Source organism: Cytobacillus spartinae (assembly GCF_042865285.1).
GTDB lineage: Bacteria > Bacillota > Bacilli > Bacillales > Cytobacillaceae > Robertmurraya_A > Robertmurraya_A spartinae.
Genome location: NZ_JBIACK010000006.1, coordinates 1 through 24,193, shown reverse-complemented (window position 1 = coordinate 24,193; position 24,193 = coordinate 1). Strand labels below are relative to the sequence as shown.

The window sequence follows — 24,193 nt, the reverse complement described above, 5'->3', positions numbered from 1 at the left end:
CTTGGATCAAAGAATCCAAGCCTTCTGCATTTTATTGGGCACTAGTAGTTTTTGTATTAGAGATTGGCACATTATCCTCAACGTCTTTAACGAACTGCTTGATAAAGTTGAAGTATACGTCTGCATCATCCCACATAGATAAGTGACTTCCGTTTTCACAGATACCTACTCTAGAGTTAGGGATGCGTCTTCCCATTTCCTCTTTATCTTCCACAGCCATTGTATCGTACTTTCCACCGAGAAGTAGGGTAGGGACAGTGATGTTGTGCAGATCAGCCCATCGGTCCCAGTCCTTAAACGTACCTGTTACTAGAAACTCATTAGGTCCTTGCATCGTGTTGTAAACATCTTCGTTAATATGACCAAGCCCGCGAACAACCGCATCTGGCCATGGATCTAAGCGACAAATATGCTTACTATATAAATGCTCCATAAGGAGATTTTCATACTCTGGATTTTTATAATCGCCTCTGTCTTCATATTCTGTAAGCTTATCGATAATCTCTACTGGTAATTGGTTACGGAGTTTATTAATGTGTTCAACATAAGAAGGAATACTTGCGGTCATATTTGAAATGATGAGCCCTTTTAGGTTGGATTGATATTTAAGAGCATACTCAATACCAAGGAAACCTCCCCAAGAAGATCCAAATAAATAGAACTGTTCTAATCCTAGATGCTTACGGACTTCTTCAACCTCTTCGCGAAAACGGTCTACGTCCCAAAGGTTAGGATCACTTGGTTGGTCTGAATTATAGGAGCCTAGCTGGTCGTAAAAATAGATTTCAATCCCTTCCTGTGGTAAGTAATCCTGAAAAGATTCCAAATACTCATGTGTACTTCCTGGACCACCATGTAGAAGGAGCATCTTTATCGGGCTGTCTCCAACCTTTCTCGTCCAAACGTGAAACCCACCACTAATCGGCACAACTTGAGATTTACCTTTCATTTTAAGCACCTCTCCTTAGAATATATTTATTTATAGTTTTCTATGAAACTTTAAATCAACCTAGGCATATTCTTAATTTTTGGCATTCTAAATCTAGCAATTACGTCAATAGGGGAAGGCTTACAGCATTGACACATTTGAACATCACCGGCTACTGACATAAGAAGATAAGCATCTGTTGGAGAGAGATTCCATTTTTTTACTAGAAGATCCTGCATATCCTCACAAGCGATTTGAATAGCTCGGTCTGTATTATCAGAGGATGCAACGGTATACCAGCTGTCATCTGTTTCTACTAATGGGCGAGGAATACTTTCACCTTTTATCGTTGATATAGTAGTTTCTACCTCTCCAGAGATTTCTACGCCAGTTCCGCCAATTTCACCATCTCCCATGGAAGCGTGTATATCACCAAGACCAAAGAGTGCGCCTTCTACATTCACTGGTAGATATACGGTGGACCCTTTCGTAATAACATGGTTATCAATATTTCCGCCATGGTTACCAGGAAGACCACAAGGAACGTCTTCATCTGCTGGGGCACAACCGATAACCCCAATCATAGGAGCAGCGTCAAAAGAGATTTCATCATTAAAGTGAACGGTTAAACTATTTTCAACTTCCACTATTTTTGTCTTCGTTTCAGCTCTGTGAATTAACACACCAATCTCTGGTAGAGTACTAATGACTCCCCAATCACGAACTTTTACATCATGTATTTCAACCTTTAAAATATCACCAGGTTGTGCTTCTTCAATATAAACAGGACCAGTTGCAGGGTTTACCTTTGAAAAATCAATACTTGTAACCAAGTCTTCCTCAGATTGAATTTGATTTGTAAAACAATCGTATGTCTGAAAAACTACTTTTTCTCCACTCTTAATATGAAGCTCTGGCTTGTGGTTCTTTGAAAAACTATATACCGAATGCTCTCTTTTTAAGTAATGCATAACCATCCTCCTCTTTATGATTAAACTCCAAAAACTGTAAAACTTTCCTTTGAAGCCATGTTAATTCAGAAGAAATATGTAGTCAATATATTAAGAAGGTTTTTAATATTATGAATATTATGTTGATTGTATTTTTAAAATATGATGATTCAAATTTAAAACTTTTATTTGTGTGGTATTGCAATAATTAGATAAATCAGAAAATTTGGAAAAGAGAAGGAGAGGAAGAATAGTATGAGAAAGAAGAGTCTGGTTTTGTTAGTCTTAATGTTAGTCTTATCCATTTTTGCTGCTGGTTGTAGTAATGAAACTACTTCAAACGAAAAGCCAAAGGATGATAGTGGAAAAGATTCATCAGCTTCGGCTGGAGGAACTGTCACATTTGCGTTACCTGGAGATATTATCTCTTTAGATCCAGCATTCTCTTATGACTTTACAACGAATCCGGTCGTAACTCAAATTACGGAGGGTCTTTTGTATTTTGATGCAGAGGGGCAATTACAACCCCTTCTAGCTGAAAGTTGGGAGAATCCTGATGAAACAACTTATATTTATAAAATTAGAGATGATATCACTTTCTCTGATGGGTCGCAAATGACTGTAGACGATGTTATTTTTTCAATGGAAAGAATCAAAAATCCAGAAACTGCTTCATATGTAGGGTGGATGTATGCAAATGTAGATACAATTGAAAAAACAGATGAGTGGACTATCACGGTTAAATTAAAGCAACCTGACACTCTATGGCGATATGTTCCAGCAACAACAGCTGGACACGTAGTTAGCAAAAAGTATTACGAAGAAAATAGCGAAAATTTCGGAAAGCCTGATGGCGGAGTCCTTGGTACTGGTCCATTTAAATATGTTGAATGGAAAACAGGTTCTGAAATCGTATTAGAAAAGAATGAGAATTACTGGGACAAAACAGGTGGACCATATTTAGATAGCGTTGTTTATAAGGTTTTACCTGAAGGAACAACTCGAGTGACAGGTTTGAAAACAGGTCAAGTAACAGCAACAATTGGCTTACCTCTTGATTTAATTCCTGTTGTACAAGGAATGGATACGGTAAAAATAGACATGGTTGATAGTTTCTTAACTGATTTTATCGCTATGAACGTAGAAAAAGAGCCTTTTAATGATGTGAATGTAAGAAAGGCATTAAACTTAGCATTAGATAAACAAAAGATTTTAGATGAAATTGTTAAGGATGCTGGCTCACCTGCAAATGCAGTACCAGTTGGTCCAGTTCAGTGGGTATTCTCTTCTGATAAGTGGGAGGCTGCGTACGATCAATTACCAGACTACTCATATGACTTAGAAAAAGCAAAAGAATATTTAGCAAAATCCTCTGTTCCAGATGGCTTTGATGCTACTATTTTAACAGACAGTGATACTTTAAGACTTAATACAGCACTTGCTCTTCAAGCAGCAGCTCAAGAATTAGGTATTAATCTTGAGATTGAAAAGGTTACGGCTGAAGAACTAAATACTAGAGCATTCAGTGGTGCCAGAGACTATGATATCATTATTACTGTTTGGGGATCTGACTTCCCAGACCCAGTTGGAAATCTTCAACCAGTTTTCCATTCAAACAACCGTGGCGATGGAGGTTCAAACTTTGCAAACTATAGTAATAGTGATGTCGACAAATATTTAGATGAACAAGCGGTAATAACAGACGATGCTAAACGTACTGAATTAATGATACAAGTACAAAAAATTATTTCAGAAGATTCTCCTTGGATTGTCATTGACCATCCAAAACAAATTATGGCTGCAAATAAAGACCTGGAAGGATACAATATCACATCATTCTGGTATTGGGATGCCTTTACGAAGAATATGAAATTGAAGTAGTTTTATAGAGAAGGTGAGATTAGAAATAATCTCGCCTTTTCACTTTTAATTCGTTTGTCGAAATAAAAAACTGGATATTTTAATAGATTAAGATATAATAATAATTAAAATTTTCTGATAATTAGAAGAGGAGATATGATATGGTTTTGTCTCTTTCTATGTTTACCGTTATCATCGTGTTAGGAATAGTCGGTGGAGTAGTTAGTTTTACAGCTTTAGTAGCACTACTTATATTTGAAAAAGAACATGAGTATTTAAAGGTAGATAAAAAGAAGACTGAACTAGAAAATTTACTGAAACAAGCACAGTTAAGTAACTTAGCCTCTCAAATTCATCCTCATTTTTTATTCAACTCACTCAATGCGATCACGTCATTAATAAGGCTTAATAAAAATAACGATGCGGAGGAAGCGGTATATGCCATCTCGTCACTATTAAGATATACCATTCGCGATAATCAACAACTAGTGAAATTAAGTGATGAAATGCTTAGTGTTCATATGTATCTAAAAATCCAACAACTCAGATTTGGGAACCGTCTTTCTTGGGAAATTGATAGCAGCTCTGAGATAGAGGATTTTAAGATACCGATGCTTATTATTCAACCTCTAGTAGAGAATGCTTGTAAACATGGGATTGAACCTAAAATGAATGGTGGTTATATCAAGATAGTTACTTATAAAAGCGAAGATAAGCTCCGAATACGAATTATCGATAACGGAGTAGGGATGTCTCCTGTATTAATTGAGCAGTTTGAATTATGGAAGAAGACGGGAAATGAAGCAACAGATTTTGGAATCGGGATTAAGAATACGTATCAAAGGTTAAGACATTATTTTGGGCAAAATGGAGATTTAAGTATTGTGAGTACACCAGAAGGAACAAGCTGTTTAATATCATTAAAGGAGGTTAAGTAAATGAAAATTTTAGTTGCAGATGACGAGCCATTAGAATTATTGAATGTAAAAAAGCTCCTAAATGATATCCGAGAATACGATATATCTTTAGTTGAAAATGGTCTTGACGCCATTGAACATTTGAAAAAAGAATCAGTAGATTTAATCTTTATGGATGTTAAAATGCCAGGCTTATCAGGTCTAGAGACCCTGGAGCTTATTAGACGTGAATGGCCAGAGACACTCGTCAGCATCATATCTGCCTATAGCGATTTTAATTATGCTAAAAAGGCAATTGAACTGGGAGCCAGTCATTACTTACTTAAACCGTTTAGTAAAAATGAGTTTACTGATACATTTATGAAACTTCAAAGTCAATGGAATGAAAAAAAATCTATTAACATCCTCCTTAAACAATCTATGTTAGAGAATATGATTTTTAGTGAAGGTAGCATTTCTAATAGTGAAATTCTAAAGTATTTTGGATTTATACCTGAGGTGGTCGTTTCAATAAAATGTAACCTACCGGATTGGAAGAAAAGTTTTATAAGAAGATTTCATACCATTCAAGGATTTCTTGCACCTGAGCCTATTGGGAACAACACGATTTATGTTACTAGTGGTAATCACTTAGATTCAATTAAGAATGCTTTATTGCAGCTAAATATTGAAATGAAGGAGCAGCTTTCATATGGAATTGGTACTTCGAACAACTTTAAGAACTCCTTTGCTAATGCAATAAAGGATTTACAAAGTAAAGATGAGTCTGTTGTGAACAAATGCATGCAGTATATACAGGATAACTATTTTAAGCCTCTTTCATTAGCTGATGTTGCGCATGCAGTTCATGTTAGTTCATCTCATTTAAATAGACTGCTAAAGAAAGAGACTGCAAAAACTTTTACCGAAATTCTGTTAAATGTTCGTATTAATAAAGCAAAGGACCTTCTTAAACAAGACTATAATATTGAAGTAGTTTCAGATATGGTCGGTTTTAATAGTTCAGCTTATTTTGCTGTTAGTTTTAAAAAGTTTACTGGAATATCTCCTAGTCAATATAAAAGAGAAGTTGGGTGATATGGATTGGCTACAAAGATTATTTTTCTTCTAATTCCTTGGATTACGCCCGTCATCTTTTTATTATCGGCACAAATAGCAGTGGACTACGGTGTCCATGGCTTATTAGGTTTTTCTATTATGGGTGCAATTTCATTTATTGCCATCTTTTTTCTACAGAGAAAAGCAATCTTTTCAAAATTTGATGATTCATTTAAAAACTTTCTATACTCCTTATATGTAATAGAGCTTTGTATATGTATATCCATTGTCATAGAGATTATTATTAAGGAATCTTTCTATTACTTTTTCTCCATTATCAATGTATTGTTTATTATTGTTGCCACAGTGGTTTTTATCTTCCTTCAGAGAATCAATGAAAAACTATCGATAAGCATCGTAATTTCAGGTTTAATTTTCTCTTTCTTAATTCCAACCTTGGTTTATCTAAAAGTTAGTATTCCAACTGTGTATTCGGGATTGCATTTTTTAGCAACTGATATGCTGAAATTTAATGATCGATATACATGGTTGTTGGTTGTTACACTAGGTATTATCCTAATAGCCCATCAGTATCTTTATCATATGTTTTATTACAAAGGATTGGATAACCAACGAGCATTTACTTATTTAATTTCCTCCATGGTTTGGCTAGTTGTACCCATTTCGCTAGGTTCTCTTGCCTTTTTAGCAAAGGCTCAAGCAGTATGGCCAGATCTAAGTGATCAGGTTAGTATCATGGTAATCAATCGTTTTGGAGGACAATTCGGTCAAATGCTATTTCTTGTAACTAGTATCTTTATTATTATCACTCTAGTTACTAGAATGTTGAAAGACTTCCGGAAAAGAAGTCAGTTTAAAGGTTCACTATGGTTATTTGTGCATTTTATCTTACCTGTAATTGTAGCATTCTCTTTTAAAATAACACTTTTACAAGTCATTATTGTTTTTGGACTAGTATGGGGACCTATTCTTGGAGTCGTTTTAGGTGGTAGTAACATGAGGAAGATCAACATACTTGGCGTTATCATTGGATTTAGTGTTTCGAGTACACTGTCTATCATTTACTCACTTCCAATTGGAATTTTGCTAGGAACAGCTGTATCCTGTTTCATATTAAGGCTGGTTAATTATTTATCCTTTCATCAATCAAAAGCCACAGCATAGGGATTATCCCTATGCTTATTTCTATACCCATTTTTAGCTTTAAGCCATGTAAAATACAGTATTGATTATTTCTAGTGGAAATTAGTACCCAACACTAGAAAAATATTTTTTAAATTTTCTTAATTAATCAAATATTTAAGATATTATGATTAGATTTTTAAAAGATGAAAGAGCAGTGGTTGATAAAATATTTATAAATATTCAGAAAATTAAACTAGGGAGTTTTGGTCTATCTTGGACCAATTTCTCTTACTTCATGTAGGGTGGTGAACGAGTTGTTCTCGTATATTGTTAGAAGGCTTTTGTTATTAGTACCGGTACTTTTCTTTGTGTCCATCCTCATCTTCGGTATGGTTCATTTAACACCAACTGACCCAGCTCTAGTTATGGTGGGTGGGAAACAAACGTCACCTGAGGTTCTAGAAAATATTCGAGAAAAGTATCACCTAAACGAACCCGTTCATATTCAATACTTGTATTGGATTAAGGACGCTTTAAGAGGAGATTTAGGGGAGAGCTTTAAGATGAAGCAATCTGTATCAGATATGATTGGGGAACGTTTACCTTTAACTGTTCAGCTCGTTCTTATGAGTACAGTTATTACGATTTTATTTGCTGTTCCTCTAGGAATTATATCTGCCATTAAGAAGAATACGTGGATTGATTATTTATCATCCTTATTTGCCTTAAGTGGCGTTTCATCTCCTGTATTCTTTACAGGGGTTTTAATGGTACTGCTGTTCTCTTATAAGCTAGACATTTTACCAGCATTCGGTACGGGGGATAATGTCATTGAAAATTTTAAATATTTATTGCTGCCTTCACTTGCTCTTGGGGTCAATATGATCGCCTTAAGTTCTCGAATCACTAGAAGCGGAATGATTGAAGTTTTAAATACGAATTACATTCAAACGGCTGTTGCAAAAGGGATTCCGAAGAGCGTGGTTGTCTTAAAGCACGGGTTAAAAAATGCGCTTATTCCATTACTGACTGTAACGGGTCTACAACTAGGTTTCTTAATTGTAGGAACAGTTCTAGTGGAATATACATTTGGACTTGGTGGAATAGGAAGCTTAATTATTAATGGTGTTCAAACGAGTGATTATCCAGTCGTTCAAGGAACAACGCTTTTCCTAGTAACAGTTTTTCTACTAATTAACTTATTAGTCGATGTTCTTTATGCCGTAATAGATCCAAGAATTCGATATTAGGAGGTGATTCCCTTTGGCACAAATAGAAACTACAAAACCGATGCTCCCTTTCAGACGGAAAAATAAAACGATGTTTCAATCTTCTTTTTTTAAAAACTATTTGGCTGTTGCTGCGGGTGTAGTCATTTTAATTATTGTCCTTTTAGCCATATTCGCACCTCTAGTAGCACCATATGAACCAAATGAGCAGAACTTATCTAACTCACTTCAGCCAGCATCAAGTGAACATATCTTTGGAACAGATAAGCAGGGAAGAGATATCTTTAGTCGTGTTATATATGGAGCAAGGACTACATTGCTTGGTGCCGTATTTGTTGTTGGGATCGCTACAGTAGTTGGGGTTCCATTAGGACTAATCGCTGGTTATTACGGTGGAAAAATTGATAATATCATCACTCGTGTGTTTGACGTAATACTAGCATTCCCCGCACTTTTATTAGCCTTTATTATTGTTGCTGTATTCGGTAGAGGGTTAGAAAACGCCGTAATTGCCCTAGGAATTGTATACATTCCTATGATAGCCAGGTTAGTAAGGTCCGTTACCCTAGTAGAAAAAGAACAGACATATGTGGAAGCTGCTCGAAACTTAGGGTTTTCTAATTTTAGGATTATCTTTATGCACATTCTTCCTAACTGTGTGTCACCGATTGTTGTACAGATAACAATTGATTTAGCGTATGCAATTCTAGATTTAGCTGCGATGAGCTTCCTTGGATTAGGAGTTCAGCCACCGACAGCGGATTGGGGATCGATGTTAGAGGAAGGAAGACAATACTTGTTAATTTCTCCTAATACAGCCCTTGCTTCAGGGTTTGCAATAATGATTACTGTTATAGCATTTAACCTGTTCGGTGATGGTCTACAGCAGCATTTTGACCCGAAACAAAGAAAAGTGTAGGAGTTTGTTCAATAACTACTACTAGGTTGGGGGAATGAACGTGAGTGTACTTTTAGAAATAAAGGATTTATCAACAAAGTTTAAGACTGAAAGAGGGACGGCTCATGCCGTAAGATATGTTAATCTCTCCATTAATCGTGGAGAAACAATGGGACTTGTAGGTGAGAGTGGAAGTGGAAAAAGTGTAACCGCTAAGTCCATTATGAGATTAGTAGATAAAAGTAGAAGTTCTCTTTCTGGAGAAATCACAATTGATGGTATCGATATTTTGTCTAAAAAAGAAAAGGAAATGCAGCAAATAAGAGGGAATATCGTTTCCATGATTTTTCAGGATCCGATGACCTCTTTAAATCCTTTATTTACGGTTGGTGATCAGATTTCGGAAGTGTTCCGTTACCATAAAAAAATGAACAAGAAGCTAGCAAAGGAAGAGACGATTAAGTTTCTTTCTCTTGTAGGTATTCCATCCCCAGAAAAGAGATATAGTCAATATCCTCATGAATTCAGTGGAGGGATGCTTCAACGGTTAATGATTGCCATTGCCTTAGCATGTAAACCAAAGCTATTAATTGCCGACGAACCAACAACCGCGTTAGATGTAACGATTCAAGCACAAATCTTAAGACTAATAAAAGAGCTACAAAATGAATTTGATATGGGTGTCCTAATGATTACACATGACTTGGGTGTTGTAGCAGAGGTTTGTGATAAGGTATCTGTTATGTATGCGGGAGAAATTGTTGAGAGTGGCGATGTAAAAGTGATTTTTGCATCACCTATGCACCCTTATACGCTAGGGTTAATCTCTTCTATTCCTAAGCTAGGGGCAAGATCAAAAACATTAAATCCAATTGAAGGAAGTCCACCAGATCTTCACTTAGAATTAAAAGGCTGTCCATTCGCAGATCGTTGCAAATATAAAACGGAGCTATGTTTATCAGATTCTCCTAAATTAAGAACATTAGAAGATGGCCATCAGGTTTCTTGCCATCACGCAGAGACTATTATGCAGGAAAGGGGTGCAGTAGTATGACCAAGACGATATTAAAAGTTGAAAATCTACGAAAGCATTTTCCAACTGGAAAACGCAATATGCTTGGAAAGCACCTCCAACTGCTTCAGGCCGTCGATGATGTGTCTTTTTCGATTAGAGAAGGAGAGGTATTTGGTCTAGTTGGAGAAAGCGGATGTGGAAAATCTACTTTGGGACGCTGTATTACAAGAATTGTAGAGCCATCCTCAGGGAAAGTAGTTTTTAACGATGAGGACATTACTACTTTGGATTCTAAGAGTCTCAAAGCATTAAGACGTCAAATGCAAATGGTGTTCCAGAACCCGCATTCCTCCCTTAATCCTCGTAAAACCATAAGACAGACATTTATGGAAATCTTGAAAGTTCATGGGTTGGAAAAGGGTCAAGAAGAAGCGCGTATGGCAGATATCTTGGAGAAAGTGGGTCTTCCAATAGATGCATTAGACCGACATCCACATGAATTTAGTGGCGGACAGCTTCAACGTATTGTTATTGCCCGCGCCCTATTAGTTGAGCCGAGGTTCATTATGGCTGATGAGCCAGTGTCAGCACTCGATGTATCTGTTCAGGCACAGATTCTAAACTTACTGGTTCGACTAAAAGAAGAGCTAAACTTAACTATGCTTTTTGTTGCTCATGATTTAAGTGTTGTTGAACACATTAGTGATCGAGTAGCCGTTATGTATTTAGGACAGATTGTTGAAATGGCTGATGTAGAGGAACTTTATAAAAACACGTTACATCCATATACAAAGGCACTAATGGCTGCCATACCTGTTCCAGATCCGACAGCAAAAAGGGAGGACTATATTTTAGAAGGTGACTTACCTAGCCCAATTGATTTGCCAGCAGGTTGTCGCTTTGCCAGCCGTTGTCGAGAATGCATGGCGATCTGTAAAGAAGAAAGTCCAGCATTAAAGGAAGTTAAACAAGGACATTTTGTTGCTTGTCACCTTTATAGTTAGCTATTAATTTTTAGGGCGAGAATATTCTATGATGCCCTGTTTAGAGATTCCTAGTTAGGGGGGATAAAATGTATAAATTAATTCCAATGACAAGACTAGGTTTGGTACCTTATCAGACAGAATTATCGGCTTGTATGAAAAAAATAAACTTCTGGATTAGTGAGCAAAAAGAGATATTTATTGTGACTGAGAAATTTTCTTGTAAGACGGAAAAGTTTCCTGAGGGGCATATCATTTTTCCGGGTAGCTTTATTGTACCAGTTGATTGCGATGTAGAAGACTTTCGCTACGATAGACTCATTGGGGAGTTCAAAGAGTATGTTTCGCCTTTGAAGTTAAGCTCGAAAATTGCTTTCTTGGATGGGAAAAACTGTGCTCCATTTTGTTCAGACCCTTTTTACAGTTTTTTTGAAGCATATGGTCTTAAAGTAGACATATTAAATGATGATCAAGTAAGAACGGGAGTTTTGAGCAAGTACGATTTACTAATTGTACCAGGCGGACCTGATGCTGGTGAATCCTATTATGAGGGCTTAGGACAGAAAGGATACGAAGAAATACGTTCCTTTATAAATAATGGAGGGATGTATTTAGGTTCTTGTGCTGGTAGCTACTTTCCTCTAACAGCTCAAAATGGAACGGTTCCTCACGATATATGGCTTAATATGTTACCAGTGGGAGATAAGTGTGGATTGGATTATTGGAGAACGGGAACTGGGTTTGTAAGAGTTGAGTTTGAAGAGGAATTCCACCCTGTTACAAATGGTCTTTCTATGGGGAGACCTAGTACCTTAGATATGATTTATTGGGAAGGGCCTGCTTTTGACATCTTAAATCAAGAGAATATATCTGTTATAGCTAGATTTAGAGATTTTATTGCTTCTGGTAAGGATCTTCCTTCTTGGAGCTTAGAGAATAATGTGATTGCACAAGAAGCAATGAAGTGGTCCAACCCTCTTACTAAAGAAAGGTTTGAAACTTATCTCAAGGGGTTCCCTGCCATTATAGAAGCTCCTTACGGAAAAGGATATATGGTTTTAATATCTCCTCACGCTGAGTTCGGGACTTGTGGGACTGATCATCATATGAAAAACAACCCAAATTATTTGCTGTTAATGAATAGCCTTTACTATTTAAGCTCTAAGTAACTCTTTTGGAGGAGAGTATCTAATTCTTGTAGAATATTAAAAAAGTAAACCTATTTCGAAGGGGGTATAAAGATGGAAGTGCTACAACGTGAACTTGGAATCATCTATGACTTCAACAAAAACCATAAACCAGCGATGACAGTTAAATCGGGAGCCACAATTGAAATTGAAACGTATGATTGTTTTCAAGATCAAATCCAATCTCCTGAAACGGTGGTAACAGAAATTAACTGGAATCAGATTAATCCGGCAACAGGCCCTATTTTTGTAGAGGGAGCTATGCCAGGAGATGTGTTAAGGGTCAAAATTGAGAAGATTCAAATTGGTGACCAAGGTGTAATGGTGGTTGGGCCTAATTTGGGTGTAATGGGCCATCGCATTACAGAGATGGAAGCTAAAATTATCCCCATTCGTGATGGAATGGCAATCTTTAATGATATTGAACTTCCTATTAATAAGATGATTGGGGTTATCGGTGTAGCACCAGAGGGTGAGGGTGTGAATTGTGGAACTCCTGGAGCTCATGGAGGGAACATGGATAATAAAATGGTGACGGAAGGGGCAACACTTTATTTTCCAGTTTTTGCGGAAGGGGCTCTCTTTGCACTAGGTGATTTCCATGCAGCAATGGGTGATGGAGAAATAAGTGTTTCTGGGATTGAGATTCCTGGTAAAGCGACTGTTACATTAGAAGTAATCAAAGGCTTAAACCTAAAGCATCCAATGCTTGAAAATGATGAGGTGCTAACACAAATCGTTTCAGCAGAAACGCTAGATCAGGCTTGTAAACAAGCAACAGAAGAAATGATAGATTTTATCGCAAGCAGAAGTGGGCTTCCAATTAGTGAAGTCACCATGTTAATGAGCGCTGCTGGTCAAGCAGAAATTTGCCAGGTTGTAGATCCTCTTATGACAGCCAGGTTTGTTGTACCCAAATGGCTACTAGAAAAACTAAATGTTCGCATATAAATAAGGTCAGCGGAAGGGTACTGCACCCCGAAAATTAGAGTAAGAATCTAACTTTTGGGTGCAGTACCTTGCTGACCTTTTCTCATTTATTAAATAAAACGATCAAAGAACTCAAGAATCGTACGGTTTACCTTAATTTCATTTTCCTTCTTAGAGAAACCATGTCCTTCATCGTCAAGTACAAGATACTCAACTTTAACCCCTTTATCTTGCAACGCTTTTACGATTTGATCGGATTCTGCTTTTACCACACGTGGATCGTTTGCCCCTTGGATCACGAGCATTGGTTTAACCATTTGATCTAAGTATGTAATAGGAGAGTACTCGATCAGTTTCTCTTTGTCTTTTACCGGATCGCCAACCCACTGATTCATCACTGGCTTCCAGTGCTCAGGTACTGAATTAATGAACGAGAATAAGTCACTTGGTCCGAAAATATCGACAACTGCTTTATAGTATTCAGCATGTCTTCCATGTAACAGAAGTGCCATATACCCGCCGTAGCTTCCGCCCATTAGAAGGATTTTCTCTCTATCTGCGTAACCATTTTTAATTAGCCACTCTAATCCTTCGATATTATCTAGACGGGGGCCATATCCCCAATCTCCTTCTACCATCTTCATAAATGACAGACCATACCCTGAAGATCCTCTGAAGTTCGGTGCAAAGATGCTATATCCACGGTTAACTAAGAATTGGAATAAAGCGCGGAAGAACTTTCTCTCAGCAGCTTGTGGACCACCGTGTGGCCAGTGAATCACATGACCGTTGCTAACTTCCTCTTTTGCTCTGAAAAATAAAGCTTCAATCTCTAAACCGTCATAAGATGGGTACGTTACTACCTCTGGCTCTACTAAATCGTCTTGCGGTACCCCTGGAACTCCATAATTTGTAAGAGCAGTCCATTCATCTGAATCTAGAGCTTTTGTAAAGAGATTGTGCGGACGAGTAGCTGATCTACCTAATAAGTAGAGATTACCTGATTCTGAGACTACTAATTTTTCAATGACACTTGTTGGGATATCTAGTTTCGAATGTTCTCCAGTTTCAAGAGAATATACATAAAGAAAATCTTCTACCCCTTTAGAGCTTGCAATATATAATTGATTACGATTTTTATCAAATTTAACATCGCCAAAGCTTTCTTTTTCTAAAGAAAGAACTTTAGTGAATTCTTGAGTTTCTAAATCGAATTTTGCTAAGTAAGAGAAATCATCATTGTAGTCTGTTAATAAGTAAACTGTGTTTTCATCCGTATAGACAACAGCAGATACTGTGTGCTGTTTATCTGTAGCTGGAGTTAGTAGTACTTCTTCATCCCCTATTTTCGTAAAAGCTAATGCATATGTATTAGCGAAATGACGGAGATAGATTGAGCTTGTTTCTTCCGGACTAACCGCAACTAGATAGGTAGCTGCCTTTTTCCCCTCATTTACTAGAGTTTCTTCTCCAGTCTCAAACTCGTAGCGATAAGCATTTAAAAACATAGGGTTATTTTTAGAAGATGTGTAGAAAAGACGTTTTCCATCTTTAGATAAGAACGCATTCATATGTTTTTGACCAGCTTCTACTCGAATAGGCTTTAGCTCTCCGCCCTTTGGTGGGAGTGCATAAATCTGTGTATTTTCATCCCCATCTGTATCAAATCCACCCACAATAAAATCTCCTTCCTTATTATAAAGAAGAGCCTGGCAACTTTGATCTTGGAAGGTAAGTGGATATGGGAAATGGTTTGGTAAATCCATTGCCCAAAGATTATATTTTCCACTTATATTTGTGCTAAAAATAAGCTGCTTTTCATCTGGACTTACTGTGAAGTTCTGTATCCCGAACGTTCTGAAAAACTGTTCTACATCTGGTTTTTTAAAAGTAAGCATAAATCCACCCTTTTCAATTTAGTAAAACCCTGCATAAAAATATTTCGGTTCATGAAATAAATAGTATAGAATTTTTGTAATTTTCGCAAGAAAAAGTATTTGAGTTCGTTTTTCCTCCGAATCCTTTATTTTACTAATATAGTAAAAATAGTTCTTGAGAGAAAAAAAGGAATGAAGGTAGGCTTAAATTCTTCCTTCTCCGGAGGCTTGAACATATGATATACTACATAAGTTAATTTGATTAGTAATAGTTTTTATAAAAATGGGGCACTTAAGATCTTCATATAGATGAAAGAAATTAGTTACTGGAGGATTTCATGAGCAAAGACTCTAAAGCAAGACAGAAAACAGGAAAATTATTGTCCTTTATTCCTACGGGGGAGTACTATTTCACGAAGGGGTTAAAGGCTTATCAACGTCGTGATTTTCATAAGGCGAAAAAATACATTGAAAGAGCGATGCACTTAGAACCGGGAGAGCCGATGATTGTTTGTCAGCTCGCGATTATTTATACAGAGCTAGGGGAGTATAAGGAATCTAATCGACTTCTACATCTCATCTTGGATGAACTCGATCCGGATATGGTGGAGTGCCATTATTTTCTTGCGAATAACTATGCTCATCAGGGCTTCTTTAAGGATGCCTACCAGCATGCGAAGCAATATATGGATTTGGACGAAGAAGGCGAGTTTATAGAGGATACAGAAGATCTACTAGATTTACTGTCCCTTGAGGCAGAGGAATTAGAGGAAGATCTTTATGAACAGGATGATTTGATTACAAAACAAGAGGAAGCTAGAAATCTTCTTGAATCAGGCCATTTCCCTAAAGCGATTGACCTTTTAACCTCAGTAATCGACGAATTCCCTGAGTATTGGTCTGCTTATAATAATTTAGCATTAGCTCATTTTTACCTAGGGGAAGTAGAAAAAGCGGAAACGATATTAAATGAAGTGCTTGAGAAAAATCCAGGAAACCTACATGCACTTTGTAACAAACTAGTTTTTGCTTTCTATCAGAAAGAAAAAAAGGTAGTTGAACAACTTAAGGAAACTTTAAAGAAAATTAAACCTATGCTTATAGAACATCAATTTAAAGTTGGGGCAACACTGGCTTTAGTTGGTGAATATGAGGTGGCCTATCTTTGGTTAAGAAAGCTGCATAAACAGGGCTTTGATGGTGATGGTCCATTTTATTACTGGTTATCCTATGCTGCATTTCATACTGGTAGAGAACAACTGGCAGAAGGTTTTTGGAAAAAAGTCCTTCAATTAAACCCCGAGAAGGAAGGTCTAGAACCTTGGAATGAAAACCGAGATTCAATTGAGGGAATTGAGGACCATACACCTACAATTTTTAAAAAGATAAAGAGTGATTATATCGAAGAAAGACTTTTCGGTATGTTTCTAAGCTCTCTTTCTGAGAAAAAGGATGAAATTCTCACTTCTAAAGATGTTTCAAGGCACGACTTAGAGGAAAAATATTTCCTCTGGTTAAAAGGAAATCAAAAAATCTCAAGTCTAGCTGTCCATGAAACCGCAAAAGAACTTTATCAATTTCATCAACCGATTGGAACGGTCGAAGCCGGTTTGTACTTAATGTGGTTCACGGTTTCTGTTGAAATGGAAAAGGCAAAAGTTGAATTGAAAAATTATAAAGCTTTTGCAGCAGCGATTGAATACTTATGGAGAAAGCTGAGAAATGAGAAAGTGACTCAACAAACCATTGCACAACAGTACGGACTTTCACTCACAACGGTTCAAAAATATATCAAAATTGTGAACATTCACCTTTGCTGAGCATTTTTTTGGACTAAAAAGCTGTTGTTTTATAGGATATGATTAGTAAGGGAATACTATACAACGACAAGTTTAGTGATATGGAGAGCGCGTCTAGTTTTCACCAAGAGATTCTCCCATACTAAAATTAGATTGAAATGAAATCATGAAAATAATCTATCCGAAACAGCTTATTAAAGGAGTGGAATCACCGTGTCTGAAGAAAAAATTTATGATGTCATTATCGCTGGCGCAGGCCCTGCCGGTATGACAGCTGCAGTTTATACATCTCGTGCAAATCTTTCTACACTAATGTTAGAGCGTGGAATCCCTGGCGGACAAATGGCAAACACGGAAGAAGTAGAAAACTATCCTGGGTTTGACCATATTTTAGGACCAGACTTATCTACAAAAATGTTCGAGCATGCAAAGAAATTCGGTGCAGAATATGCATATGGGGATATTAAAGAAGTCATCGATGGCGAAGAATACAAGACGGTTATCGCTGGCTCTAAACAATATAAAGCACGCGCAGTTATTATTACAACTGGTGCAGAATATAAGAAAATTGGAGTGCCTGGAGAGAAAGAGCTAGGTGGACGTGGAGTTTCTTACTGTGCAGTTTGTGATGGTGCATTTTTCAAAGGGAAAGAACTTGTGGTTGTAGGTGGAGGAGACTCGGCTGTTGAGGAAGGTGTATATTTAACTCGCTTTGCTACAAAAGTAACGATTGTACACCGTCGTGACGAACTACGTGCACAAAAAATCCTACAACAACGTGCCTTTGATAATGAGAAAATTGATTTCATCTGGAACCATACGGTAAAAGAAATCAATGATAAAGACGGCAAAGTAGGAAGTGTTACTTTAGTTTCAACAGAAGATGGAGCAGAACAAGAATTCAAAACAGATGGTGTATTCATCTACATTGGAATGGTTCCTCTATCAAAGCCATTTGCTAACCTTGGAATAACCAATGAAAATGGTTATATCGAAACTAATGACCGCATGGAAACCAGAGTACCAGGAATCTTTGCTGCTGGAGACATCCGCGAAAAAACATTGCGTCAAATCGTAACAGCAACAGGAGACGGAAGTATCGCAGCGCAAAGCGCACAGCATTATGTTGAAGAACTAATGGAGTCATTAAAATCAAAATCTTAATTGTTAACGCCGCACATCTATATGTGCGGTTTTAATTTTGGGCAAACAGTCCAGTGTGATTACCGGCAATGTTTGAGTAACTTAGTTCCATTGTTCTGCTTAGATAGGTGAAAACCTGCACTAAGCTGAGCTCTTAGTACAAAAAAAGTGAGCAAACTACTGAAAACCTGTATTAAGAAAGGATGTTAATACCGAATATCTGCCTAACCGGTCTAAATCGTGTACTAAGTTGCGTTCTTAGTACCAAGAAATTGAGCAAACCGTTGAAAACAGGTACTAAGAGTGTATAAATTCTCCGAACCATGCACTAAGCTAATCCCCAAATCAGATTTATTAAGCCAATTTCTTCCTAAATTAACAAAAAGTAATTCTCTTTTAATTATCCTGTAACAGAAGTGAAATATATATAGGGTATTATAGAAATAAGAATTGACCCCCTTTTAAAGATATAACCCTTTGTACAGCACAGGAGTAATGACCTGTGCTCTTTTTTTAGGCAAAAAGCAAGAATGTACGTTCGTTAAAATAAAGCGAATCATTATATGAGCAAAATTTACCTTCATTCCTATTCATTGAGACAGCATAGCAAAAATAGTATAATAAAAAGAATACAATCCTACAATTAACGGACAAATCACACTAGTCCCCTTAATCTAAGGTATTTGTCTTTACATACGGAACTAATTTACTGATTTATTGAGGTGATAATTATGCAACGTGTCACGAATTGTGTACTCCTTAAGGATAATAAAGTATTGCTTTTACAAAAACCAAGACGTGGATGGTGGGTGGCACCGGGAGGGAAGATGGAGCCTGGTGAATCTGTAAGAGACTGTTGTATTCGTGAATACCGTGAGGAAACAGGAATATATTTAAGGAACCCGAATATTAAAGGGATTTTCACCTTCATCATGAAAGATGGAGATCAAGTATTGTCTGAATGGATGATGTTCACTTTTTTCTGTACAGAAGCAGATGGAATAAATCTAGATGAATCAGAGGAAGGAATCATTGCTTGGCATTCCTTTGATGACATCAAGAACTTACCAATGGCAGAAGGAGATTATCATATATTAGATTACATGGTGCATGGAAACGGCATCATTTACGGAACATTTACTTACACACCAGATTTCGAACTAATTAATTATCGACTTGATCCAAGTTAGAATCTAATAGGGGGAATATCCATGAGTACGGGATCGGCAAATGATACTCAAATGGTTATTATTACAGGAATGTCAGGGGCAGGGAAAACCGTTGCCATGCAAAGCTTTGAAGACTTAGGGTTCTTTTGCGTGGATAACTTGCCACCAACTTTATTACCCAAATTTCTAGAACTGATGAAAGAGTCTGGGAATAAAATGAATAAAGTTGCTCTAGTTATGGATTTAAGAGGCAGAGAATTCTTTGAACATCTATTTAAGGCTCTTGATGATTTAGTTGAAACCTCTTGGGTAACCCCACAAATCTTATTTTTAGATGCTGATGATGCAGCTTTGGTGCGCAGATATAAGGAAACGAGGCGCTTTCACCCTTTAGCTCCCTCAGGGCTTCCTTTAGAAGGAATTAAGTCTGAGCGAGAATTATTAGAAGAACTAAAGGGCAGAGCACAGCTTATTTATAATACCTCTAGCATGAAGCCAAAAGAGCTTAGAGAAAAAATCATAGTCGAGTTCTCTGTGAATAAAAAGGAGATCTTTACAGTCAATGTTATGTCGTTTGGGTTTAAGCACGGTCTTCCGATTGATGCAGATTTAGTCTTTGACGTGAGATTCCTGCCAAATCCACATTATATTGACCATATGAGGCCGAAGACAGGGTTAGATGAGGAAGTCTCGACTTATGTTTTAAAATGGAATGAAACGAATAAATTCCTTGAAAAGGTTACGGAATTGTTAAGCTTTATGCTCCCTCATTATAAAAGAGAAGGAAAGGCCCAACTAGTCGTTGCGATTGGGTGTACAGGGGGGCAACATCGTTCAGTGGCACTAGCAGAATACATCGGCCATCACTTTGAAAAAGACTATAACACTCGTATTACTCACCGTGACATTGAAAGGAGAAAGGAAAGTACAACATGACCACAAACGGACAGCCAAAAATTGTCATCATAGGAGGCGGGACAGGGTTACCAGTTCTTCTACGAGGACTGAAGCAGTATCCAGTGGATATTACTGCGATTGTTACCGTTGCTGATGACGGAGGTAGCTCAGGACGTTTACGGGATGAAATGGATATTCCTCCTCCAGGTGATATTCGAAACGTACTCGCGGCTTTATCAGATGTAGAGCCTTTAATAGAAGAAATGTTTCAGCATCGTTTTGCAACATCTCATGAATTATCAGGACACTCTCTAGGGAACTTGATTTTAGCTGCAATGACTTCGATTACAGGGAATTTTGTTCATGCGATTCAAGAAATGAGTAAAGTTCTGAACGTTCGAGGCAAAGTATTGCCAGCAGCAAATAGAAGTGTCGTTCTTCATGCTGAAATGGAAGATGGAACCATTGTTTCGGGTGAATCGAAAATTCCTTACTCCGGAAAAAGAATTAAAAAGGTTTTTTTAACACCTAATAACATTCATCCTCTTCCTGAAACCATACATGCAATTAGGCAAGCAGACTTAATTATTTTAGGGCCGGGCAGTCTTTATACAAGTATATTGCCAAATCTTCTCGTTCCGAAGCTAGGGGATGAGGTATGTCGTTCTAGAGCTAAAAAAGTTTATATTTGTAACCTAATGACGCAAGCTGGGGAGACGCTAAACTTTACGGCTAGTGATCATGTTAAAGCGATCTATGATCATATGAAATGTGCTTTTATTAATACAATCCTTGTAAACAGCGAAAATATTCCTGATGATGTCTTGGCAAAGTATGATGAAGAATTAGCCATGCCTGTTCACTTTGACCTAACCCGGTTATACGAACTTGGACTTGAAGTGGTGGATGGTGAAATTATGTGTTTAGACAACGGTGCTATCCGTCATGACACAAAAGAAGTAGCAAAAATTTTATATTCTCTTTTAATAAATGAAACCAATAAGCGATTTAAAGCGTAATATAGATGCAGCCTGTGTCTAAGGGGGTGAAGGGATGTCATTCGCTTCGGAAACTAAAAAGGAATTAACGAATATTGATGCTAAAAATTGTTGCGGTAAAGCGGAACTTTCAGCACTTATTCGAATGAACGGCTCTTTATCCTTCTCCAATCGTAAGTTAGTAGTAGATATACAAACGGAGAATGCTGCTATTGCTAGAAGAATATATTCCTTAATTAAAAAGCATTACGAAGCTCAAGTTGAGTTGTTAGTAAGAAAGAAAATGCGTTTGAAAAAAAATAATGTTTATATTGTTCGATTATCTCAAGAAGCTAAAGAAATCCTTGAGGACTTAAAGATTTTAAGAGAAAGCTTCGTTTTTGAACATGATATTTCCGAAGACTTAGTGAAGAAAAAGTGTTGTAAGCGCTCTTATTTGCGTGGAGCATTCCTTGCAGGAGGTTCTGTGAACAATCCTGAAACCTCTTCCTATCATCTGGAAGTAGCCTCATTATATAAGGAACACAATGATGCGTTGTGTCAATTAATGAATACTTTTGGATTAAATAGTAAGACACTAGAGAGAAAAAAGGGGTTTATCACCTATTTAAAGGAAGCTGAAAAGATTACAGAATTCCTAAACATAGTAGGAGCCCACGGGGCACTGTTAAGGTTTGAAGATATCCGCATTGTACGCGATATGAGAAACTCAGTTAATAGACTCGTTAACTGTGAAACAGCAAATCTGAATAAAACAATTGGTGCTGCTCTTAGACAGGTTGAAAATATTAAATATATTCAAGACACGGTAGGTCTTCATATCCTACCTGATAAATTAAGGGAAATAGCAGAGCTGAGAGTTGCTTATCAAGATGTCACTTTAAAAGAGCTTGGTGAAATGGCATCAGGAGGAACAATCAGCAAATCTGGGATCAATCATCGACTAAGAAAAATTGATGAAATTGCAGAAAAACTGCGAGCAGGAGATCCCATAAATCATAAATAGAGAGAATTATTGGAGGAAGAATCACATGGTGGAAAAGCAGGTCGAAGTGAAACTAAGAACAGGTCTACAAGCTCGTCCAGCTGCACTATTTGTCCAAGTGGCAAATCGGTTTGCATCTGATGTTTTTCTACAAAAGGACGGCAAAAAAGTAAATGCGAAAAGCATCATGGGAATTATGAGTTTAGCATTAAGTTCTGGGGCAGTCGTAACCCTCATCGTTGATGGAAGTGACGAAAAAGAAGCGATTGAAGAACTTTCGAGCTTTATGATGCAGACTTCGTAAGTTATCCTTATATACAATTTTTTCGTAATAAAAAACTCGCTCTTTAAAATCAGAGCGAGTTTTTTTATTGAAACTTAAGTATTATTTGTTTTCTTTATTATCTTCTAAAGAATTACGTGTGATGATATGGTCTACTAAACCGTATTCTTTCGCTTTTTCAGCTGTCATGAAGTTGTCGCGATCTGTATCCTTCGCAATAACGTCGATTGGTTGGCCAGTACGTTCAGCAAGAATTTGATTTAATTTTTCGCGAAGGAATAGAATACGCTTTGCAGCGATTTCAATTTCAGTCGCTTGACCTTGAGCTCCACCTAATGGTTGGTGAATCATTACTTCTGCGTTTGGAAGAGCATAGCGCTTTCCTTTTTCACCAGCAGCTAGTAGGAATGCACCCATTGATGCAGCCATACCGATACAAATTGTTTGTACTTTTGGCTTAATGAATTGCATCGTATCATAAATGGCCATACCTGCAGTGATACTGCCACCTGGGCTATTGATATAAATAGATATGTCTTTTTCAGGGTTTTCAGCTTCTAAGAATAATAATTGAGCAACGATTGAGTTTGCCACATTATCATCAATGGCACTACCGAGCATGATGATACGGTCTTTTAAAAGACGTGAATAAATGTCATAAGCACGCTCTCCACGATTTGTTTGTTCAATAACTGTTGGGATCAAGTTCATTGTTTTGTTCCTCCTTCATTCTGAGAGTAAAAACATACATGGTTGGGTACTCTTAGCCTTAATTGTATGTAAGTTTATGATACACTGATGGTCAATAAAGGTCAAACGAATCGAACTGAATATCAAAGGGATTTATTCGACACCGTTTTTATTAATAACCACCCTATATGTATGTATATGGTTTAACTCTAAGTTAATTTCCATAAATGTACTCCTTTCTCATAATACCCATATTACACACCTTTTTAAACACAAAGTTTGCCTTGCAAACGCTAAATGCATGGCATATAATAATTAGACGTAAATCTTATTAGAGTCTCAAACTAAACTACTTAAATATGCCCTCGTGGTGCAACGGATAGCACGTAAGATTCCGGTTCTTAAAATGGGGGTTCGATTCCCTCCGAGGGCGTCCAATAAGATCATGCTCTACGCTTTATATAAAGGCGTAGAGCATTTTTGTTTTATATAGACCTTTATACTTCTCTTCCCTTAAATCCATGTTACTCTTTAAAAAAATGTGCAAATTGTTTATTCTACCTGTCCATACATTACGTTCATTTTTTCATACAATATAGCAACTCCATAAAGAAAGGGTGATATGAAAATGGGTTTAGCTTGTCCATGTAAGTTTCTTTTAGGCGTACCGAATACTGAAGCAACGGTAACTGTAACATCTCCTGAGGGAACTGTACAAACATTTACGGATACAATTAACTTCTCTGCTGAGCAATGCTTTACTGCAGCAGCAATGTGTAATCCGGCAGTAGATAATTTTACAGTGAACTTTGGAACTCAAGGTCAAGGTGGAAATACCATTAACTTTACACAAGGTAGACGTGGGTTTATTTCGTGTGAAGGAAATACGGTTGCAATCTTAGAAGATGGTACAGCACAAGGTTCTGGAAATTTAATTCCGAATCAGGACTACACTGTCGATTTCAGTTATACCATTAATAATGGTACTGCAACGGTTGAAATCACAGCAGTAGGAGAAGATGGAACTGTTTTTCAAACAACGTTTGAAGCAGATGTGACTCCACAAACATTCATTGGAGATTGTGAAGACACAGTTAATCCAAATGACTAATCTCTCGAGGGTCTCCCTGATTGGGGAGACTTTTTATGTTCGCCCAGCATGGGCGAACTCTAACGGGTGAAAGTCCCGAGTATGACCAAGTAGCGGTAAGTACATAGCTGAAAGCAAGGGTGTCCACGGTGACGTGGAATCTGAAGGAAGCTCGAGGCAA

General features: G+C 37.2%; 22 protein-coding genes and 1 tRNA gene. 19 read left to right on the top strand and 4 right to left on the bottom strand.

Features of this window, described 5'->3' with window-relative positions:
• Positions 1-31: 31 nt before the first annotated feature.
• On the bottom strand, positions 32-949 hold the full coding sequence (locus ACFYKX_RS13315; RefSeq protein WP_389361548.1) for a proline iminopeptidase-family hydrolase: 918 nt from the start codon (positions 947-949) through the stop codon (positions 32-34).
• 50 nt (positions 950-999) lie between these two features.
• Entirely contained in the window at positions 1,000-1,899 is a 900-nt protein-coding gene (locus tag ACFYKX_RS13310) for an acetamidase/formamidase family protein (RefSeq protein WP_389361547.1), read from the bottom strand.
• Between the two features lie 234 nt (positions 1,900-2,133).
• Between ACFYKX_RS13310 and ACFYKX_RS13305 the strand changes: the two genes are divergently transcribed.
• The 10 genes from ACFYKX_RS13305 to ACFYKX_RS13260 all read left to right on the top strand — a co-directional run bounded on the left by ACFYKX_RS13305 (position 2,134) and on the right by ACFYKX_RS13260 (position 13,102).
• The gene (locus tag ACFYKX_RS13305) at positions 2,134-3,759 is read left to right on the top strand and encodes an ABC transporter substrate-binding protein (RefSeq protein ID WP_389361546.1); all 1,626 of its coding nucleotides are present in this window, start codon (positions 2,134-2,136) and stop codon (positions 3,757-3,759) included.
• 140 nt (positions 3,760-3,899) lie between these two features.
• Positions 3,900-4,676, top strand: coding sequence for a sensor histidine kinase (locus ACFYKX_RS13300; RefSeq protein ID WP_389361545.1), 777 nt, complete (start codon positions 3,900-3,902; stop codon positions 4,674-4,676).
• Positions 4,677-5,732, top strand: coding sequence for a response regulator transcription factor (locus tag ACFYKX_RS13295; protein WP_389361544.1), 1,056 nt, complete (start codon positions 4,677-4,679; stop codon positions 5,730-5,732). It abuts the gene before it with no gap.
• A gap of 6 nt (positions 5,733-5,738) precedes the next feature.
• Positions 5,739-6,878, top strand: a complete 1,140-nt coding sequence (locus ACFYKX_RS13290) for a hypothetical protein (protein WP_389361543.1) — start codon at positions 5,739-5,741, stop codon at positions 6,876-6,878.
• Positions 6,879-7,144: 266 nt separating this feature from the next.
• Positions 7,145-8,089 (top strand): ABC transporter permease, encoded by a 945-nt coding sequence (locus tag ACFYKX_RS13285; RefSeq protein WP_389361542.1) that lies wholly within the window; start codon positions 7,145-7,147, stop codon positions 8,087-8,089.
• A gap of 13 nt (positions 8,090-8,102) precedes the next feature.
• Entirely contained in the window at positions 8,103-8,987 is an 885-nt protein-coding gene (locus ACFYKX_RS13280; RefSeq protein ID WP_389361541.1) for an ABC transporter permease, read from the top strand.
• Positions 8,988-9,027: 40 nt separating this feature from the next.
• The gene (locus ACFYKX_RS13275) at positions 9,028-10,020 is read left to right on the top strand and encodes an ABC transporter ATP-binding protein (protein ID WP_389361540.1); all 993 of its coding nucleotides are present in this window, start codon (positions 9,028-9,030) and stop codon (positions 10,018-10,020) included.
• On the top strand, positions 10,017-10,985 hold the full coding sequence (locus ACFYKX_RS13270; RefSeq protein WP_389361539.1) for an ABC transporter ATP-binding protein: 969 nt from the start codon (positions 10,017-10,019) through the stop codon (positions 10,983-10,985). Before ACFYKX_RS13275 ends, ACFYKX_RS13270 begins: the two co-directional genes overlap by 4 nt.
• A 68-nt stretch (positions 10,986-11,053) precedes the next feature.
• Entirely contained in the window at positions 11,054-12,133 is a 1,080-nt protein-coding gene (locus ACFYKX_RS13265) for a BPL-N domain-containing protein (RefSeq protein ID WP_389361538.1), read from the top strand.
• 72 nt (positions 12,134-12,205) lie between these two features.
• Complete coding sequence (locus ACFYKX_RS13260; protein WP_389361537.1) at positions 12,206-13,102, top strand: acetamidase/formamidase family protein; 897 nt, start codon at positions 12,206-12,208, stop codon at positions 13,100-13,102.
• Positions 13,103-13,191: 89 nt separating this feature from the next.
• Here ACFYKX_RS13260 and ACFYKX_RS13255 read toward each other — a convergent pair whose 3' ends face one another.
• Positions 13,192-14,979 (bottom strand): S9 family peptidase, encoded by a 1,788-nt coding sequence (locus ACFYKX_RS13255; protein WP_389361536.1) that lies wholly within the window; start codon positions 14,977-14,979, stop codon positions 13,192-13,194.
• Positions 14,980-15,296: 317 nt separating this feature from the next.
• Between ACFYKX_RS13255 and ACFYKX_RS13250 the strand changes: the two genes are divergently transcribed.
• From ACFYKX_RS13250 to ACFYKX_RS13220, 7 genes are all read left to right on the top strand, one after another.
• The gene (locus tag ACFYKX_RS13250; RefSeq protein WP_389361535.1) at positions 15,297-16,778 is read left to right on the top strand and encodes a tetratricopeptide repeat protein; all 1,482 of its coding nucleotides are present in this window, start codon (positions 15,297-15,299) and stop codon (positions 16,776-16,778) included.
• Between the two features lie 192 nt (positions 16,779-16,970).
• A complete protein-coding gene (gene trxB / locus ACFYKX_RS13245; protein ID WP_389361534.1) occupies positions 16,971-17,921 on the top strand; it encodes a thioredoxin-disulfide reductase in 951 nt (316 codons plus the stop codon).
• Positions 17,922-18,631: 710 nt separating this feature from the next.
• Positions 18,632-19,090, top strand: coding sequence for an NUDIX hydrolase (locus tag ACFYKX_RS13240; RefSeq protein WP_389361533.1), 459 nt, complete (start codon positions 18,632-18,634; stop codon positions 19,088-19,090).
• Positions 19,091-19,111: 21 nt separating this feature from the next.
• On the top strand, positions 19,112-20,005 hold the full coding sequence (gene rapZ, locus ACFYKX_RS13235) for an RNase adapter RapZ (protein WP_389361532.1): 894 nt from the start codon (positions 19,112-19,114) through the stop codon (positions 20,003-20,005).
• Positions 20,002-20,985 carry a gluconeogenesis factor YvcK family protein gene (locus ACFYKX_RS13230; protein WP_389361531.1) on the top strand — a complete coding sequence of 328 codons (984 nt, stop codon included), beginning with the start codon at positions 20,002-20,004 and terminating at the stop codon, positions 20,983-20,985. Before rapZ ends, ACFYKX_RS13230 begins: the two co-directional genes overlap by 4 nt.
• A 34-nt stretch (positions 20,986-21,019) precedes the next feature.
• Entirely contained in the window at positions 21,020-21,970 is a 951-nt protein-coding gene (gene whiA / locus ACFYKX_RS13225; RefSeq protein ID WP_389361530.1) for a DNA-binding protein WhiA, read from the top strand.
• Between the two features lie 25 nt (positions 21,971-21,995).
• On the top strand, positions 21,996-22,253 hold the full coding sequence (locus ACFYKX_RS13220; RefSeq protein WP_389361529.1) for an HPr family phosphocarrier protein: 258 nt from the start codon (positions 21,996-21,998) through the stop codon (positions 22,251-22,253).
• Between the two features lie 81 nt (positions 22,254-22,334).
• On the opposite strand, the gene clpP is transcribed toward ACFYKX_RS13220, so the two are convergent.
• Complete coding sequence (clpP, locus tag ACFYKX_RS13215) at positions 22,335-22,943, bottom strand: ATP-dependent Clp endopeptidase proteolytic subunit ClpP (RefSeq protein ID WP_389361528.1); 609 nt, start codon at positions 22,941-22,943, stop codon at positions 22,335-22,337.
• Between the two features lie 340 nt (positions 22,944-23,283).
• Here clpP and ACFYKX_RS13210 point away from each other — a divergent pair.
• Both ACFYKX_RS13210 and ACFYKX_RS13205 read left to right on the top strand, forming a co-directional pair.
• Positions 23,284-23,355: transfer RNA gene (locus tag ACFYKX_RS13210), tRNA-Arg, on the top strand.
• A 195-nt stretch (positions 23,356-23,550) separates the two neighbouring features.
• Positions 23,551-24,033 (top strand): hypothetical protein, encoded by a 483-nt coding sequence (locus ACFYKX_RS13205; protein ID WP_389361527.1) that lies wholly within the window; start codon positions 23,551-23,553, stop codon positions 24,031-24,033.
• Positions 24,034-24,193 lie beyond the last annotated feature (160 nt).

Coding starts and splice junctions, on each gene's coding strand:
- ACFYKX_RS13310 (WP_389361547.1), bottom strand. CDS start 1,899: ATGCATTACTTAAAAAGAGAGCATTCGGTATATAGTTTTTCAAAGAAC.
- ACFYKX_RS13205 (WP_389361527.1), top strand. CDS start 23,551: ATGGGTTTAGCTTGTCCATGTAAGTTTCTTTTAGGCGTACCGAATACT.
- ACFYKX_RS13265 (WP_389361538.1), top strand. CDS start 11,054: ATGTATAAATTAATTCCAATGACAAGACTAGGTTTGGTACCTTATCAG.
- rapZ (WP_389361532.1), top strand. CDS start 19,112: ATGAGTACGGGATCGGCAAATGATACTCAAATGGTTATTATTACAGGA.
- ACFYKX_RS13240 (WP_389361533.1), top strand. CDS start 18,632: ATGCAACGTGTCACGAATTGTGTACTCCTTAAGGATAATAAAGTATTG.
- ACFYKX_RS13230 (WP_389361531.1), top strand. CDS start 20,002: ATGACCACAAACGGACAGCCAAAAATTGTCATCATAGGAGGCGGGACA.
- ACFYKX_RS13250 (WP_389361535.1), top strand. CDS start 15,297: ATGAGCAAAGACTCTAAAGCAAGACAGAAAACAGGAAAATTATTGTCC.
- clpP (WP_389361528.1), bottom strand. CDS start 22,943: ATGAACTTGATCCCAACAGTTATTGAACAAACAAATCGTGGAGAGCGT.
- ACFYKX_RS13260 (WP_389361537.1), top strand. CDS start 12,206: ATGGAAGTGCTACAACGTGAACTTGGAATCATCTATGACTTCAACAAA.
- ACFYKX_RS13315 (WP_389361548.1), bottom strand. CDS start 949: ATGAAAGGTAAATCTCAAGTTGTGCCGATTAGTGGTGGGTTTCACGTT.
- ACFYKX_RS13220 (WP_389361529.1), top strand. CDS start 21,996: ATGGTGGAAAAGCAGGTCGAAGTGAAACTAAGAACAGGTCTACAAGCT.
- ACFYKX_RS13295 (WP_389361544.1), top strand. CDS start 4,677: ATGAAAATTTTAGTTGCAGATGACGAGCCATTAGAATTATTGAATGTA.
- ACFYKX_RS13270 (WP_389361539.1), top strand. CDS start 10,017: ATGACCAAGACGATATTAAAAGTTGAAAATCTACGAAAGCATTTTCCA.
- ACFYKX_RS13300 (WP_389361545.1), top strand. CDS start 3,900: ATGGTTTTGTCTCTTTCTATGTTTACCGTTATCATCGTGTTAGGAATA.
- whiA (WP_389361530.1), top strand. CDS start 21,020: ATGTCATTCGCTTCGGAAACTAAAAAGGAATTAACGAATATTGATGCT.
- ACFYKX_RS13305 (WP_389361546.1), top strand. CDS start 2,134: ATGAGAAAGAAGAGTCTGGTTTTGTTAGTCTTAATGTTAGTCTTATCC.
- ACFYKX_RS13255 (WP_389361536.1), bottom strand. CDS start 14,979: ATGCTTACTTTTAAAAAACCAGATGTAGAACAGTTTTTCAGAACGTTC.